The following is a 15,724-nucleotide window of genomic DNA, read 5'->3' on the forward strand; positions in this document are numbered from 1 at the left end:
CGGTACGACCTCGTCGACCCGGGCGGGCTCGGCGTACGGCGGCTCGTCGAGGGCGAGTGCGGTGGAGATACCGGCGTGCGCGTCGACGACCTGTTGGTCGGGACCGAACACCGCGCCACCGCCCGTGGCGAGCTGCTCGGCCGGCACGTACACACCGGCCGTGGTGCCCGAACTCGGTTCCCCCGACACGGTGCTGCGCAGCCGAGCCACCAGAGCGTGCTGGGCGGCCAGGCGGCCCACCACAAAAAGGCCCATGTGCCGGGCGGTGTACGGGTTGACCTCGCCGCCGGACTGCAGTCGGGTGTTCGCCACCCGCAGGTCGGACTCCGTCATACCCAGACCGGAGTCGGCGACCTCGAGCACCAGGCCACCGTTGCCGGTGTGCACCGCCGACACCTTCACCTGTGAGGTGGGCGGTGAATACCGCAGCGCATTGTCGATCAGTTCGGCGAGCAGGTGCACCACGTCACCGGCGACCGCTCCGGAGATCTCGCTGTCGGGCAGCCCCGCGGTGACGATCCGGGTGTAGTCCTCCACCTCGGAGGCCGCCGCATTGACGAGTGCGGTGACAGCCACCGGGGCGGCCTGCTCGCGGGGGATCCGCGCGCCCGCCAGCACCATCAGGTTGGCACCGTTGCGGCGCATGCGGGCCGCCAGGTGGTCGAGCCGGAAGAGGCTCTCCAGCCGGTCGGGATCCTCCTCGTTGCGCTCCAGCCGATCGATGAGGGACAGCTGCTGATCAACCAGCGACCGGTTGCGACGCGACAGCGTTTCGAACATGTCGGTGACCTGGAGCTGCAGCCGGGCCTGCTCACCGGCCAACTGCACCGCCTGCTCGTGCAGTTCGTCGACTGCGTGCGCGACCTGGCCGATCTCCTCGGAGGTGTGCACCGGGATGGGCTGCACTGCGAACGGCTTGCCGTCGCTGCGGACCCGCTCGACCTCGCGGGCCAGATCCTCGTGCGCCACCTGCAGAGCGCTGTCGCGCAGGGTGCGCAGCGGGCGCACCAACGTACGAGCCATCAAAGTGACCAGCAGCAGCGCGATCACGATCGCCGCGACGACCAGGACGGCGTCGCGGATCGCGGCGGTGCGGGCATCGCCGGCCTGCGCGTCGACGGTCGCCGGAATCGACTCGGCGGTCTCGGCGATCAGATCGCCGGCGACGCCACGGGTGACCTGCTGGGACGCCAGCAGCTCGGGATTGCCCACAAGAACCGAGGCCGGCTCGGACAGCACCGACATCCGCTTGACCATCTCCGATCGCAGGGCAGCCGCCTGGTCGGTGGCGCCCCCGAGGAACGCACCCATCGCCGACACCGTCGACGGTTCGGTCCCGGCCAGCGTGATCATCGCCGAACGCAGCACCGGTTCGGGGAGGTCGCCGCCGCGGTTGACGAGCATCTGTTGCATCGCCATCTGCCCGCGCGCGCCGACGGCCCGCGACAACGCGGCACCCTGGGACTGCACGTCCTGGTCGTCGCTGCCCACCAGACCGGTGATGGCCGTCTCCGCGGTGACCAGCAGCGGCGCGTACGTCATCACGCGGCCCCGCAGATCGATGGAGTTGCCCATGATCTTGCCGACCAGGTCCTGCCCGTAGTCGAGCAGCGTGTTGGTGGCGAGCCGGACGTCATCGGGGACATCGGTGTCGGCGAGTTGCTGCTCGAGCGCAGTCCTGCGGGAGTCGAACGTGCTCAGCGCCGACTGGGCATCGCCCCCCTCGGTCGCGGTGACCATGGTGTCCTCGAGGCCGGCCATGTAGTCGGCGACGGCAGGCACCATGTCGGCGCGCGCGGCGGCGTGCTGAAGGTCGATCGCCTCCGTGGTGCTGGCGTAGATGCGCAGGCCGCCGAACACACCGGCGAGCAGCAGAGGCACCAATACGATGGCGAGCACTTTCCAGCGGACCGGCCAGTTGGACAGCGCCAGCCGCGACGGCCGCTGGGCCGGGTGCCGGGGCTTCATGGGCGGCCCACGCTGTCGGCGGGGCGCCCGCAGTTCATCAATCGAGCGTCGTTCATAAGGCTTCCTGCTGATGTCGCCCTCGCGCGGACGGGCCTGCTACGCCTGGCAATTCGACGAGTATGCCAGCCAAGTCACCCGGATTCCACAATTCACACTGAACAGCGAAGCCCGCAAACCCGTGACCAAAACGTTGCCCGCTTCGCCAGCAAAATCATTCGCGCGGTGCGCCGTCACTTCGGCCGAACCGAGAGGCGATCGTTATCCCTTCGAAGTCGGGAGAAGACAACGGACACGGCATAATTGACGTACAGCAGAGTGATTGGAATTACACAGCTACGGGTAGTGTGATCCACAACACGGAGGTGCGTTATGTATCGCGACGACGATGACCTGTCCACTCTGGCCGATCTCGCACTGATCGTCGACTCCCCCATGATGAGGGTGATGAGCGGCGAAGTCGTGGACGTCGAAACGCACACCGGTCTGGTCGTCATCGCGGCGTACGAAGAGGACCTCGGCCTCTCAGCGTGAGAACCGCTGTCCGCCGATGGTCGAACGTCACGTCGCGCCGCGGTGCCCACCGCATTGCTCATCACCCGGCATTGCCCGTACGCTGGGGACCGTTGCTATTGCAGCCAGGTCGGGCTGCAGTCGGCCGTTCCGCGCCGCCGACTCGGAAATCGCCAAGAGGCGTAGCCGACCAACCGATCCGATTCGTTTGAATCGAACGTCTCCCCCCTCCCGTGACGTAGCCGCGAAGGGTGGGTACCACAGCGTGCTGTGGGCTGAACCTGGCTGAACTTTGAGTCCACCGCATTAGGCGAATGAGGCACTCAGCCTGTGCGTTAAGCAGCTAGCGCCAGCCTCATTGGCCGACCCGACCACATGAAAACAAGAGAACACCTCAACTCCGGCACGGTGGGTCGAGGGCGTAGAAAGCGACTGAGTAGTGCTGTCGGACAACCGATGTGAGAAGTGCAACAGCCCTGTCTTGATTGATGAGAAGGTGTGCCCGACATGTGTTGCGAGATGACATAGTTCGTGAGATGGACTAGGTCATCTCGCTCGGAAGCCTTGAGGCACGCTTCCCACCTGACCACCGGAATGCTATCGATATGTGGTGGTTCGGTTGATGTTCTACTCGCCTCGCATCGCTCCCAATACGGGTAATGCCATCCGCCTGGCGGCGGGTACCGGGTGTGAACTGCATCTGGTCGAACCGTTGGGCTTCGACCTGTCCGAGCCGAAGCTGCGCCGAGCCGGTCTCGACTACCACGACCTCGCATCGGTGACGGTGCATGGTGACCTCGCAGCAGCGTGGGCGGTGTTGATGCCGGCCCGCGTCTTCGCCTTCACCGCGCACGCCACGGCGTCGTTCGCCGACATCTCCTACAAACCCGGCGACGTGTTGATGTTCGGCCCGGAACCCACCGGCCTCGATCAGTCGACGCTGAGTGACCCGCACATCACCGCGCAGGTGAGAATTCCGATGCTCAGCGGCCGACGGTCGCTGAACCTGTCCAACGCCGCCGCAGTCGCCGTCTACGAGGCCTGGCGACAGCAGGGGTTCCCCGGAGCGGTGTGATCCGGGTGGGTTACCAGGTGTCCCAGTGGGTCAGCTGCTCGGCGGGCAGTCGCTTGGCCAACCGGAAGTCCGTCCCCTTGGTGTAGGCGATCGGGAACAGCCCGGCCTGGCTGTAGCTCTCGAACGGGATGCCGAGCAGTTCGGCGGTCTGCCGCTCGCCGTCGCCGAGCAGGTGCAGGGTCGTCCACGCCGAGCCCAGTCCGCGAGACCGCAACGCCAGCATGAAACTCCACGCCGCAGGCAGCAGGGAGCCCCAGAACCCCGCGCTGGCCCCGGACACCGCGTCCTGCGGCTTTCCTTCCAGGCACGGAATCAGCATCACCGGCACTTCGTGAAGGTGATCGTTGAGATACCTCGCCGAGTCCTCCACCCGGGGCCGCTGTTCGTCACGCATGTCGCCGGTCTGCGGTTTGGGCTGATTCAGGTACGGCGTCGCGTTGGTCCGGTAGATGTCGGCGATCGCCTTCTTCTTCTCCGGGTCCTCGACGAACACCCATTGCCATCCTTGGTTGTTCGAGCCGGTGGGCGCTTGCAGCGCGATGTCGAGGCACTCCATCAGGATTTCGCGTGGAACCGGTGTGTCAAAATCCAGCCGCTTGCGTACCGAACGGGTGGTGGTCAGTACTTCATCGGCAGACAGATTCAAGGTCATTTCCCGAGACTACATTCGCTGCTGGAATTGCAATTACAGCCAGAGTCACTGGAAGTCGCGGGACTTCGACGCCACCCGCATGCTGAGCTTGTCCATCCGCTCGGCGATCACCGTGACCGCGCCGGTGGCGTTCTGCACGATGCCGCGGACCACCAGCGCCGTCGCCGTCTGGGCCAGCCGGCGGTGGCGTGACCACACCCCGCGTGAGCACAGCACGTTGACCATCCCCGTCTCGTCCTCGATGTTCATGAACGTCACCCCCTGAGCTGTGGCCGGCCGCTGCCGATGGGTGACCGCACCGGCCACCAGCACCCGGGTGCCGTCGGGCACCGACAGCAACCGGTCAGCCGGGATCACCCCCAGCGCATCTAGATCTTCGCGCAGGAACTGGGTCGGATAGCTGTCCGGTGACACCCCGGTCGCCCACACATCGGCGGCGGCCAACTCCAGCTCGGTCATCCCGGGCAACGACGGGACGTGCGACGCCGACCCGACCCCCGGCAACCGGTCGGGACGCTGGGTGGCGGCTGCCCCCGCGGCCCACAGTCCCTCCCGTCGGGAGGATCCGAAACAGCCCAGCGCCCCCGCAGTGGCCAGCGCCTCGGTCTGGGGAACCGACAGTTGTAGCCGACCTGTCAGATCGAGCAGAGAAGCAAAGGGCCCGTTGATGTTCCGATCTTCAACCAACCGCTGCGCCAGCTCGTCGCCGAGGTGGCGCACGCTGCCGAGTCCGAGCCGCACCTCCAGGCCCGCGTTCTCCAACGTGGCGTGTGCGAGGCTGGCGTTGACGTCAGGTCCGTGCACGAGGACCCCGTGCCTGCGGGCGTCGGCGACCAGCGACTGTGGTGAGTAGAAGCCCATCGGCTGGGCCCGAAGCAGCGCCGCACAGAACGCCGCGGGATGGTGCAGCTTGAACCACGACGAGTAGAACACCAGCGACGCAAAACTCAGTGAATGGCTCTCCGGGAAACCGAAGTTGGCAAAAGCCTCCAACTTCTCGTAGATGCGCTCGGCCACCTCCCCGGTGATACCGTGCAACCCGGCCATCCCGTCGAAGAACCGACTCCGCAACCGCCGCATCTTCTCCGTCGAACGCTTGGAGCCCATCGCACGACGCAACTGGTCGGCCTCGGCCGCGGAGAAACCGGCACAGTCGACGGCCAACTGCATCAACTGCTCCTGGAACAGCGGCACCCCCAACGTCTTTCGCAACGCCGACTCCATCGACGGATGGTCGTAGGTGACCTGCTCCAACCCGTTGCGCCGCTTGATGTACGGATGCACCGACCCGCCCTGGATCGGTCCCGGGCGGATCAGAGCCACCTCGACCACGAGGTCGTAGAACACCCGCGGTTTCAGCCGGGGCAGCGTGGCCATCTGGGCGCGCGACTCCACTTGGAACACCCCGACGGAGTCCGCCCGCTGCAGCATCTCGTAGACCGCCTGCTCGCCGAGGTCGAGCCTGGACAGGTCCACGGTGACGCCTTTGTGCTCGGCCACCAGATCGATCGCATAGTGCAGCGCCGAGAGCATGCCCAGTCCCAGCAGGTCGAACTTCACCAAACCGATTGCAGCACAGTCGTCTTTGTCCCACTGCAGCACACTGCGGTTCTCCATCCTGGCCCATTCGACCGGACACACGTCGGCGATCGGGCGGTCGCAGATCACCATGCCGCCGGAATGGATGCCCATGTGCCTGGGCAGGTTGGAGATCTGCATGGCCAGATCCACCACCGGCTCCGGAATGCCCTCCACGTCGGGCGAGTCGGCGAGGCCATTCCACCGGCTGATCTGCTTGCTCCAGGCATCCTGCTGCCCCTGCGAAAACCCCAGTGCGCGAGCCATGTCCCGCACCGCACTGCGACCGCGGTAGGTGATCACGTTGGCCACCTGCGCTGCGTACTCACGACCGTAGCGCTGGTAGACGTACTGGATCACGTTCTCCCGCAGGTCGGATTCGATGTCGATGTCGATGTCGGGCGGCCCGTCGCGGGCCGGCGACAGGAAGCGCTCGAACAGCAACTCGTTGGCGACCGGGTCGACGTTGGTGACCTTGAGTGCGTAACAGACCGCCGAGTTGGCTGCCGAGCCCCGGCCCTGAGCCAGGATGTTGTTGAGTCGGCAGAACCGGGTGATGTCGTGCACCACAAGGAAGTAGCCGGGAAAGCCCAACTGTTCGATGACGTTGAGCTCATGGTCGATCTGGGTGTACGCGCGGGGTGCGCGCTCCGGTGGGCCGTAGCGGTCCCGGGCGCCGTCGGCGACCAGATGCCGCAGCCAGCTGATCTCGGTGTGTCCGTCGGGCACGTCGAACGGCGGAAGTTGCGGCGCGATCAGGGCCAGCCCGAAAGCGCACTGCTCACCGAGTTCGGCGGCAGCCGACACCACCTCCGGGCAGTGTGCAAAAAGCTGCGCCATCTCGTCTCCGGATCGCAGGTGCGAACCACCCAGCGGTGCGAGATAACCCGCTGCATCATCCATGGATCGCCTGGCCCGGATCGCACCCATCGCCATGGCAAGCCGGCCGCGGGCGGGTGCGGCGAAGTGCGCCGCGGTGGTGGCGACAACACCGAGGCCGAAGCGGGAGGCCAACTCGCTCAGCGCCGCATTCCGCTCGTCGTCGCGCGGGTGGCCATGGTGGCTGAGCTCGACGCTGACCCGGTCACGGCCGAACCGGTCCACCAGGTCCGCGAGTTCCGCCGCGGCGGCATCCGGACCACCTGTCGAAAGAGCCTGACGGACATGGCCTTTGCGGCACCCGGTGAGGATCTGCCAGTGCCCACCTGCAGCGTCGGTCAGTGCGTCGAAGTCGTAGTGCAACGTGCCTTTCTCGCCGCCCGCCAGATGCGCGACCGCCAATTGCCTCGACAGTCGCCGATACCCTTCCGGCCCTCGGGCGAGCACCAGCAGGTGCGGTCCGGGCGGGTCGGGCTCGTCGGTGCGACTTCCCCCTCCCAACGACAACTCCGCACCGAACACGGTGGCCACCTCCAGCTCCTTGGCCGCCTCGGCGAACCGCACCACGCCGTAGAGCCCGTCGTGGTCGGTCAGCGCGATGGCCCGCAGGTCGAGCCGGGCAGCCTCTTCCACGAGTTCTTCGGGTGTACTGGCCCCGTCGAGAAAGCTGTAGGCCGAATGGCTGTGCAGTTCCGCGTAGGACCGAGCAGAACCCGACCGTTTGACCCCGACCGCTTCGTACTCGCCCCGCTTGCGCGACCAGGCCGGACTGTCACCACCATCGCCGGGCGGCTGACTCATCGGCACCCCGCTGCGGCGCGGCTTGCTGGTGAGGACGCGCTCCATCTCCGTCCAGGTCGACGGACCGTCATTCCAACCCACCTCGCCAATCTATCGAACAATTGTTCGATCGTCGAGGTCGTTCCTCAGCCGGTCCTGCCCTCCTCCGGGGAGTCATCCTGGTCGGTCTGGTCCTCCCCCAGCTTGGGCCGAAGCACGTACCGAACCTGATTGCCGCCGGCCATCCGGGCCTGCTCGATGGCGGTGCTGGCGATCGCGATCAGCTTGTCGATCACTTCGTCGGGAGGCTCCGCCGCCAGCGGAGCCAACGGCGTGACGACCACACCGATGCTGGCCGTCAGACGTTGTGGCGTGACGGCGATCGCGCCGCGGATCCGCTCCACCAGCGGCGAGGAGTCGGCGCTGGTGAACGTGTCGGCGACGAGGAAGTCGTTGAAACCGCCCTCGGAGATGTGCGCGACGATCGCGTTGTGCCGGACGGTCTCCCGCAGCGCCTGCGACACCGCCACGCGCGCCCGGTCGCCGCCAGGCTCGCCCGACAATCCGATCAGCAGCGAGAAACTGTCGATGTTCACGGCGACTACGACCAGGTACTGGTCGTCGCTGCGACTGCGCGATGCCAGCAGCGTGGCCACGTTGCGGTAGAACGCATCGCGGTGCAACAGGCCGGTCAGTTGCTCGATGTCACTGTGGTGGGCGTCGGGCTGAATCAACTTGATCGCCGCCCGGCAGGTGAAGGCGATGAAGACGTTGAGCAGGATCACCACACCCGTGGCGCACACGTCCAGCGCCAGGTCGGTCGGCGCCAACCGGATGAACAACACCGCCAGCACCGACACGGCGATCGGCCAGACCACCCACAGCAGTCGATACGTGTGGAAGCACACCACAAAGGCGGTCAGCACCACAAAGGTGGTGGCGCCGAGGAAGCCGACGATCGGACTCGGGACGATGAGCGCGGACCCACCGATCGCAAACGCTCCGACCACGACACAACCCAGCGACTGCGCCCTGGTGGGCCAGTGGTGACGCAGCCACAGCAGCGACATCGCCAGGCACGCAATGGCGATGGCGATGGCGATGATCCGGGTGGGCAGGTTCTGCGGCCCGAGTCGACTGGTCATCAAGGCCAGTGGGATCAGCCCCAGAGCGAGGATGCAGACCGCCACCAGTCGGCAGGCCATGGTCTGCAGACCGCGTGAGGCGAGGACCGTAGTAAACCAGTAGTACTGATCGGTTCGCCACAGTGCAGGCCCTATTGATGCAATCGGAGAACTCCGCAAACCATCAAACATTCACCCACCCCGGATGTGGGCATCCTCGATCCAGTTCAAAACCCCCTCGCACAGCCGAAGGTTACCAGCCAGCAAACATTTGCACAGGGAAAGGAACAGTGTGGGCCTCAGCCGGCGTATTCGGCGACGCCGTCCTCGAGCACCAGACGGGCTTCCGACCCGTCCGGATTCGTCGCCTCGGTGCGGAACACGGCGCGACCGGATTCGACGCGCCAGATCGACGTCGTCAGGGTGTCGCCGGGCAGCACCGGCGACGTGAAGCGGGCCGAGATCGCCGTGATCTTCGACGCGTCACCACCGCCGAGGTCGGCGACCAGCGCTCGTCCGGCCACTCCGTAGGTGCACAGGCCGTGCAGGATCGGCCGGGGGAATCCGGCCAGCTCGCGGGCGAACCACGGGTCGCTGTGCAGCGGGTTGCGATCCCCGGACAGCCGGTAGATCAGTGCCTGGTCCTCGCGGGTGGGCAGCGCCACCCGGGCGTCGGGGTCACGCTCGGGGATCTCGGGCGCGGCCGGGCGCTGACCCGGCTGCCCTCCGAAGCCGCCCTCCCCGCGGATGACCAGGGTGGTGAGGGTTTCGGCGACGGCCTGACCGCTGTCCGGGTCGCTGCCGGTGGCCTTGAGCATCACCACCGCGTTCTTGCCCTCGCCCTTGTCCTGGATGTCGGCTACCTCGCAGACCACGCTGAGCTTGCCGGCGGGGGGCAGCGGGGCGAACACCCGGATGGCCTGGGATCCGTGTAAGAGCTTGCTGAAGTCGAACGAGCCGATCTTGGTGGCGGCGGCGAACGGCGAGCAGGCGATGACGGCGTAGGTGGGCAGCACCTGCTGCTCGATGTCGTGGCTGTTCTCGGTGGTGAAGGCGAGATCGTCGAGGCCCGCCCCGACGCCGAGTGCGTACAGCAGCGTGTCGCGGTCGGTCCATTCGAAGATCTGGGGCGGGGTCGTGGTGCCGACGGCGTTCGGATCGATGGGCATGGACGCGACACTAGCCTGCCCGAATTCGCGCGTTGGTACTGCGACGCCGATCAGCTGGGCAGCTTTATTGCCGACGTATACATCTCCACGATCGGACGGTACAAGTCGACGTTGTCGAGCTCGCTCCCCAGGACAACGGCGTCGCTGGTGGCAACCAAGGTCTGGGCGAACGTCAAAGGGGAGATGAGCAACGTCGCGCCCAATCGTTCCAAACCTTCGACGATGAAGTTCGCGAGCGCCTCCACGACTTCGGATCGCTTGGCCGCGATCCGCTTCCGTGCATCCGGATTGCGCAGCAAGTAGAGCGTGAACTCCATCCCCAGGGCGGCATGTTCGGCGCCGCGATCGCGGCTGAGCTGTCGCCAGCGGTGGGCGATCTCGTCGAGCTCACGCTCGCCGACGGCAGTGGATTCCGACATCACTTCGGCGAAGTTGTCGAAGTACCGGCGCCAGTAGCGGTTGCTGACCGCGAGGAACAGGTCCTCCTTGGCCGTGAAGTGCTTGTAGATCGCACCTTTCGTATACCCGGCAGCCCCGGCGATGTCGTCGAGAGTGGCTGATGTGAAGCCCTTTTCGGCAAAGACCTCCTCGGCGGCATCCAGCAGTACCGAGCGTGTGTGCTCGAGTCTGCGTTCTCGCGTCCAGCGCTCCACCATGAGAACATTCTGCCACAGAATCTGAGTGCCCTATTGGACTCTCAGATACTGTATAGTATATTCGCATCCGATGCCATGCCTTCGAGCCGCCAGCTCCTTCGATCGCCAAGGGGATAACGATCATGAGTGATCCGTCCAGGAAACCCGCCGTCACCGAATCGATCAGCGGGACCGCCGGCCTCGAAAAGCAAGGGCCGTCGTCGTCGAGCGCGTACAAGGTCTGGGCGACCATCGGCGCCATATTCTTGGCGTTGACCCTGTATCTGCTCACCCGGTGGGTCACCGGCCCCTATTTCGAGCAGGTGCAAGGAGGCCCGACCGAGCCACCGCTCTACATGAAGATCCCGCTGATTGCCAACGCCGTCGTGCTCTGGGTGGGCCTTCCATTTGCACTGTGGTTCTTCATCATCCGGCCCTGGGTGCGGGAGAGGCGCATCACGCTCGACGGCATGCTGCTGGTGTCGATGGGCCTGATGATGTTCCAGGATCCGATGCTGAACTATCACAGCACGTGGTGCACGTACAACGCATGGCTGTTCAACCAGGGTTCGTGGGCACCGTACTTCCCGGGCTGGGCGGCTCACGAGGAACCGGGCCATACCGTGCCCGAACCGCTGCTGACCAATATCCCCGGTTATGCGTACGGCGTGCTGCTGCTCACCATCGTCGGGTGTCTGATCATGCGCAAGATCAAGAACCGCTGGCCCGGTATCAGCAACCTGCGGCTGATCCTGGTCACCTACGCGATCGCGATCGTCTTCGATTTCATCATGGAGGGCCTCATCCTCCTGCCGATCGGCTTCTACTCCTACCCCGGCGCCATCCAAGAACTGTCGATCAACGCCGGCACCTACTACCAGTACCCCATCTACGAAGGGTTCATGTGGGGCGGTGTTCAGGCAGCGCTGTGCTGCCTGCGGTTCTTCACCGATGACCGGGGCCGGACGGTGGTCGAGCGCGGACTGGACGGCGTCCGAGGCGGATTCGTCAAACAACAGTTCGTCCGGTTCCTGGCGATCTTCGGTGGTGTGAGCGCCTGCTTCTTCATCTTCTACAACATTCCTGCGACCTGGCTCGGCACACAGGCCGACCCGTGGCCGGAAGATGTGCAGAAGCGCTCCTACTTCAACCCCGGAATCTGCGGCGAGGGCACCGACCGCCCGTGCCCGAATCCTGATCTCCCGCGTCCGACCAAGCACTCGGGGTACATCAACCACGAAGGGGAACTCGTTCTGCCTGAGGGCGTGACGATCCCACCCGTGGTGCCGATACAGGTGGGCGAGCAACGATGACGGTCAGTGAATTTCGGCCGGCCGCCGAATCGGGTATGCCGCAGCCGTTCTACCGTGCCGTCGGCGGGGAGATCGACGTCTTCCGGGCGGCGGCCCGCCGCGGATCGCCGGTCCTCCTCAAAGGACCCACCGGCTGCGGCAAGACCCGTTTCGTCGAGGCGATGGCACACGAACTCGGTCGCGAGCTCATCACCGTCGCCGGCCATGAGGACATGACCTCGGCCGACCTGGTCGGGCGTTTCCTCCTCAAGGGTGGCGAAACCGTATGGGCGGACGGCCCGTTGACCAGGGCAGTGCGCGAGGGTGCCATCTGTTATCTCGACGAGATCGTCGAGGCGCGCCAGGACACGACCGTGGTCATCCACCCGCTCGCCGACCACCGTCGCGAACTGCCCATCGATCGGCTGGGCACAACCTTGTCCGCAGCGCCGGGCTTTCAGCTCGTGATCTCCTACAACCCGGGATACCAGAGCATCTTGAAAAGCCTCAAAGACTCGACCCGCCAACGCTTCGTCGCAATCAGCCTGGATTTCCCGAGCGCTGACATCGAGTCCGAGGTGGTGGCCCGCGAGGCAGGCATCGACGAAGTCACCGCCGGGTCGCTGGTGACCCTCGGGAACGCCATCCGGAACCTGGACAGCTCGGCGCTGAACGAGGTCGCCTCGACCCGCATGCTGATCCTCGCCGGCGGCCTCGCCGCCGAAGGGCTGACCTTGCGCGCCGCAGTCCAGTCGGCCGTCGTGGAGATATTGTCCGACGATCCCGATGTGGTCCGGGGCCTCGGCGAACTCGCCGACGCCGTCCTGCCCCGGCGGTGAGCACCGAACACGGCGAACCGCAGCGTTTCCGGTTCCTGGCCCAGTTCCTGGCCGGGCGGCCCGTCGATGTCGCCGTGGCCGCTGCGGGCGAGCTCGCCTACACCGATGGGCAGGTCGTCTTCGTCTCAGCGGGTGCTGATCCGGATGCGCAGCGTCGCGAAGTGTTGGTCCAGAGTGCACTCCTCGGAGCTGGAAGCCTCGACGGTCAGTACACCAAGCGGCTGCGGGCGCGGCCCCCGCTCGCGCGCCGCTACTTGACGCTGGAAGGTGACCGCGTCCTGGCCGAACTCGCGCGACACGTTCCGTTGGCGGCAGTCGTCGCGCCCGGCTCCACGCCACGGTCGGTCAGGGCGGAGGAATCGCTGCAGTTGGCTTCGAGCAGAACGAAGCTCGAGCCCCCACCACCCTGGTACGGGACGATCAAGCCGTCGAAACTGATTCGGGCTCAGAGTGTCCCGGGCAAACCGCCGACCGATGCCGACGTCCCGATGAACCTCGAACACACCGACCCGTCCGAGATCGATGAGGACGACGACGATGACGGACCGGCAGAGAAGAGCTGGATCCTGAAGTTGTTCGAAGCACCCATCGGCATGCAGGCGCCGGGCGATTTCCTTCGCAAGATGTTCGGAACCTCTCGTTCCTCCGACAGCGAGGGCGCCGGAGGCGAGATGGGAGTCGGCTCGATGCGGCGGGCGTCGCAGCCCGGCGCGAACGCACGACCGGTACCGACCCCGATCCGGTTCACCGGCGCCGACACGCCCGGTGCCGCCATCGCGGTCAGCGGGGCGCTCTATCCCGAATGGGATGTGTTCGGTGACCGGTACCGGGAGGACTGGTGCCGTGTCATCGATTTCCCCGTCACCGCAGCGGTGGACGTCGCGGCCGCAGGTGTCGTCCGCGACGCCGTGCTACGGCGCCGTCTGGCACGGGTCGGCCTCGGTCCGAAGATGTTGCGTGCCCGAGCCGATGGCGACGACGTGGACACCGAGGCTCTGATCAATCTGTTCGTCGATGTGCGCTCGGGCTATTCACCCCCGGAGCACGTGTACACCGAGCGCCGTAAACTCGCCCGCAATCTCGGTGTGCTCATCCTCGTCGATACCTCGGGATCGGGAACCGATGCCGATTCCGACGGACTCGCCGTTCACGAACACCAACGCCGCGCGGCTGCCACACTCGCCGCCACGCTCGAAGAGCTCGGCGACCGCGTCGCGGTGTACGGATTCCGCTCACAGGGCCGACGTGCGGTGCACCTCCCGGTGATCAAGACCTTCGAGGAGCGGTTCGGCGCGGCTGGCCGAGCCCGCCTCAGCCAGCTGCATCCGTCGGGCTACACCCGGCTGGGGGCAGGCATCCGCGGCGCCGGCGCGATCCTCAAAACGCAAGCGGGGACCCCCCATCGTCTGCTGCTCGTGCTGTCCGACGGCTTTCCCTACGACGACGGATACGAGGGCAGATACGCCGAAGCCGATTCCCGCAGGGCGCTCGAGGAGTTGCGCGTAGACGGGGTCGGTTGTCTGTGCATGTCGATCGGCGCTGCCACCGAGGCCGACGCCCTCGAGCGGGTCTTCGGCTCGGCCAGCCACGCCAGCGCCGCGACACTGGCCGAACTGTCGCCCAGGATGGACGAGCTGTTCCTGTCGTCGCTGCGGGAACTTGCCGCTCCCCGGCGGTGACGCAGACGATCAGCTCCGCCGCGCACACTCCTACATCGGCGCCTACATGCCGCTGCAGAACTACCGAAACTCCCGGCTCCGACAGATTGACGCGCGCCCTCGTCGGTATGGGCACCGCCGAACAAGCCGCCCGCGTCCATCACCGCACACCTCAACACCGGTGCCGACCAAGTCGTCGTCCAGATACTCGGCGACGACCTCACGTCCGACCCGCGACCGGCACTGCGCGAACTGGCCACCGCGATGCAACTCTAAGTCGGCGCCGGGTGATCCTCCGGCACACATATCGTGCCAACGATCTTGTCGGCGAACGTCTGCCGCCGCGAATCCCACAGCGGCCACAAGAAACCGATGTAGAGAAATAGGTCGACGAAGAAGTGGACGAACAGGCACGCTATGGACTGTGTGATTCCGGTTGGCTGCCAGGTCTTTTCGCTGACGACCTTGAACTTCAGCAACGACTTGCCGACGCTCGAACCCGTCTTGCCCTGTCGGTAGCCCCAGTTCCACAGGCAGAAGGCCAGCCCCAGGGCATACGACGCCAGCGCGGCGAGCAGGGCGAGCGTGGGTCTGGGTACCAACCGGGCGGTGGGAGTGATCCATTTGCCATGTCAGATTGACTCGCAGCCTCGGCGAAAATAACCGACCTACAGTGTTGACGTTTGCCCAGCAGCAGGTGAACATGTGTCGCATGCGCTATGTCGTTACCGGCGGTACCGGGTTTATCGGGCGTCGACTCGTGGACCGAATCCTCGCACTTCCCGGCAGCACGGCGGTCCACGTGCTGGTCCGGCGCGAGTCGCTCGGCAGGTTCGAACGGCTCGCGCAGCGCTGGGATGACCGGGTGCAACCACTCGTCGGTGACCTGACGGCGCCGGATCTCGGACTCACCGATGCCGCGCTCGCCGACCTCGGCCGCGTCGATCATGTCCTGCACTGCGCGGCGGTCTACGACATCGCCGCCCCCGAGGATCACCAGCGTGCCGCCAACGTCGACGGCACCCGGGCGGTCATCACCCTCACCCGGCGACTGGACGCGACGCTGCACCACGTCTCGTCGATCGCGGTCGCCGGGAACCATCGCGGCGTATTCACCGAAGACGACTTCGATGTCGCGCAGGAACTCCCGACGCCGTATCACCAGACCAAGTTCGAAGCGGAGTTACTGGTGCGGTCGACGACCGGGCTCAGGTACCGGATCTACCGTCCGGCGGTGGTCGTCGGCGACTCCCGGACCGGGGAGATGGACAAGATCGACGGTCCCTATTACTTCTTCGGGATTTTGTCCGCACTCACAGCGCTTCCCAAGTTCACGCCTCTGGTGCTGCCCGACACCGGTCGCACGAACATCGTGCCGGTGGATTTTGTGGTCGACGCGATCGCCGCGCTGATGCATGCCGAGGGCCGCGACGGTCAGACGTTCCATCTGACCGCACCGAAGTCGATCGGGTTGCGGGGCATCTATCGCGGGCTGGCCCCGGCGGCCGGCCTGCCGCCCCTGGGGGGGTCGTTGCCGCGGGCGGCCGCGGCGCCGTTCCTGCAGG

General features: G+C 66.0%; 13 protein-coding genes. 6 read left to right on the forward strand and 7 right to left on the reverse strand.

Annotated elements, in window-relative coordinates:
* Positions 1-1,968 (reverse strand): sensor histidine kinase (locus tag WA965_RS04260; protein ID WP_526447130.1); only part of this gene is annotated, 1,968 nt, incomplete at its 3' end.
* Positions 1,969-2,337: 369 nt separating this feature from the next.
* On the opposite strand from WA965_RS04260, the gene WA965_RS04265 reads away from it, so the two are divergent.
* On the forward strand, positions 2,338-2,499 hold the full coding sequence (locus WA965_RS04265; RefSeq protein WP_526296675.1) for a hypothetical protein: 162 nt from the start codon (positions 2,338-2,340) through the stop codon (positions 2,497-2,499).
* Between the two features lie 589 nt (positions 2,500-3,088).
* A complete protein-coding gene (locus tag WA965_RS04270; RefSeq protein ID WP_526296677.1) occupies positions 3,089-3,553 on the forward strand; it encodes a tRNA (cytidine(34)-2'-O)-methyltransferase in 465 nt (154 codons plus the stop codon).
* A 10-nt stretch (positions 3,554-3,563) separates the two neighbouring features.
* On the opposite strand, the gene WA965_RS04275 is transcribed toward WA965_RS04270, so the two are convergent.
* The 5 genes from WA965_RS04275 to WA965_RS04295 form a co-directional block, all read right to left on the reverse strand.
* Entirely contained in the window at positions 3,564-4,205 is a 642-nt protein-coding gene (locus tag WA965_RS04275; RefSeq protein ID WP_526447132.1) for a nitroreductase family protein, read from the reverse strand.
* Positions 4,206-4,250: 45 nt separating this feature from the next.
* Complete coding sequence (locus WA965_RS04280) at positions 4,251-7,544, reverse strand: DNA polymerase III subunit alpha (RefSeq protein WP_526296681.1); 3,294 nt, start codon at positions 7,542-7,544, stop codon at positions 4,251-4,253.
* A gap of 44 nt (positions 7,545-7,588) precedes the next feature.
* Complete coding sequence (locus WA965_RS04285) at positions 7,589-8,647, reverse strand: GGDEF domain-containing protein (RefSeq protein WP_526296683.1); 1,059 nt, start codon at positions 8,645-8,647, stop codon at positions 7,589-7,591.
* A gap of 218 nt (positions 8,648-8,865) precedes the next feature.
* Complete coding sequence (locus WA965_RS04290; protein WP_526296685.1) at positions 8,866-9,735, reverse strand: MaoC/PaaZ C-terminal domain-containing protein; 870 nt, start codon at positions 9,733-9,735, stop codon at positions 8,866-8,868.
* Between the two features lie 50 nt (positions 9,736-9,785).
* Complete coding sequence (locus WA965_RS04295) at positions 9,786-10,391, reverse strand: TetR/AcrR family transcriptional regulator (protein WP_526296687.1); 606 nt, start codon at positions 10,389-10,391, stop codon at positions 9,786-9,788.
* Between the two features lie 122 nt (positions 10,392-10,513).
* On the opposite strand from WA965_RS04295, the gene WA965_RS04300 reads away from it, so the two are divergent.
* Genes WA965_RS04300 through WA965_RS04310 form a run of 3 tightly spaced genes read left to right on the forward strand, consistent with a single transcriptional unit; the run spans position 10,514 to position 14,180 of the window.
* Entirely contained in the window at positions 10,514-11,683 is a 1,170-nt protein-coding gene (locus tag WA965_RS04300; RefSeq protein ID WP_526296689.1) for a spirocyclase AveC family protein, read from the forward strand.
* Positions 11,680-12,501: an AAA family ATPase gene (locus tag WA965_RS04305; protein ID WP_526296691.1), complete on the forward strand. Its 822-nt coding sequence runs from the start codon at positions 11,680-11,682 to the stop codon at positions 12,499-12,501. The genes WA965_RS04300 and WA965_RS04305 overlap by 4 nt, the downstream gene beginning before the upstream one ends.
* Positions 12,498-14,180, forward strand: coding sequence for a nitric oxide reductase activation protein NorD (locus WA965_RS04310; RefSeq protein ID WP_526296693.1), 1,683 nt, complete (start codon positions 12,498-12,500; stop codon positions 14,178-14,180). Before WA965_RS04305 ends, WA965_RS04310 begins: the two co-directional genes overlap by 4 nt.
* A 251-nt stretch (positions 14,181-14,431) precedes the next feature.
* On the opposite strand, the gene WA965_RS04315 is transcribed toward WA965_RS04310, so the two are convergent.
* Entirely contained in the window at positions 14,432-14,761 is a 330-nt protein-coding gene (locus WA965_RS04315; RefSeq protein ID WP_526296695.1) for an RDD family protein, read from the reverse strand.
* A 110-nt stretch (positions 14,762-14,871) separates the two neighbouring features.
* On the opposite strand from WA965_RS04315, the gene WA965_RS04320 reads away from it, so the two are divergent.
* A partial coding sequence (locus WA965_RS04320) for an SDR family oxidoreductase (protein WP_526447134.1) occupies positions 14,872-15,724 on the forward strand: 853 nt, incomplete at its 3' end.

The organism is Mycobacterium sp., assembly GCF_049683935.1.
Classification (GTDB): domain Bacteria; phylum Actinomycetota; class Actinomycetes; order Mycobacteriales; family Mycobacteriaceae; genus Mycobacterium.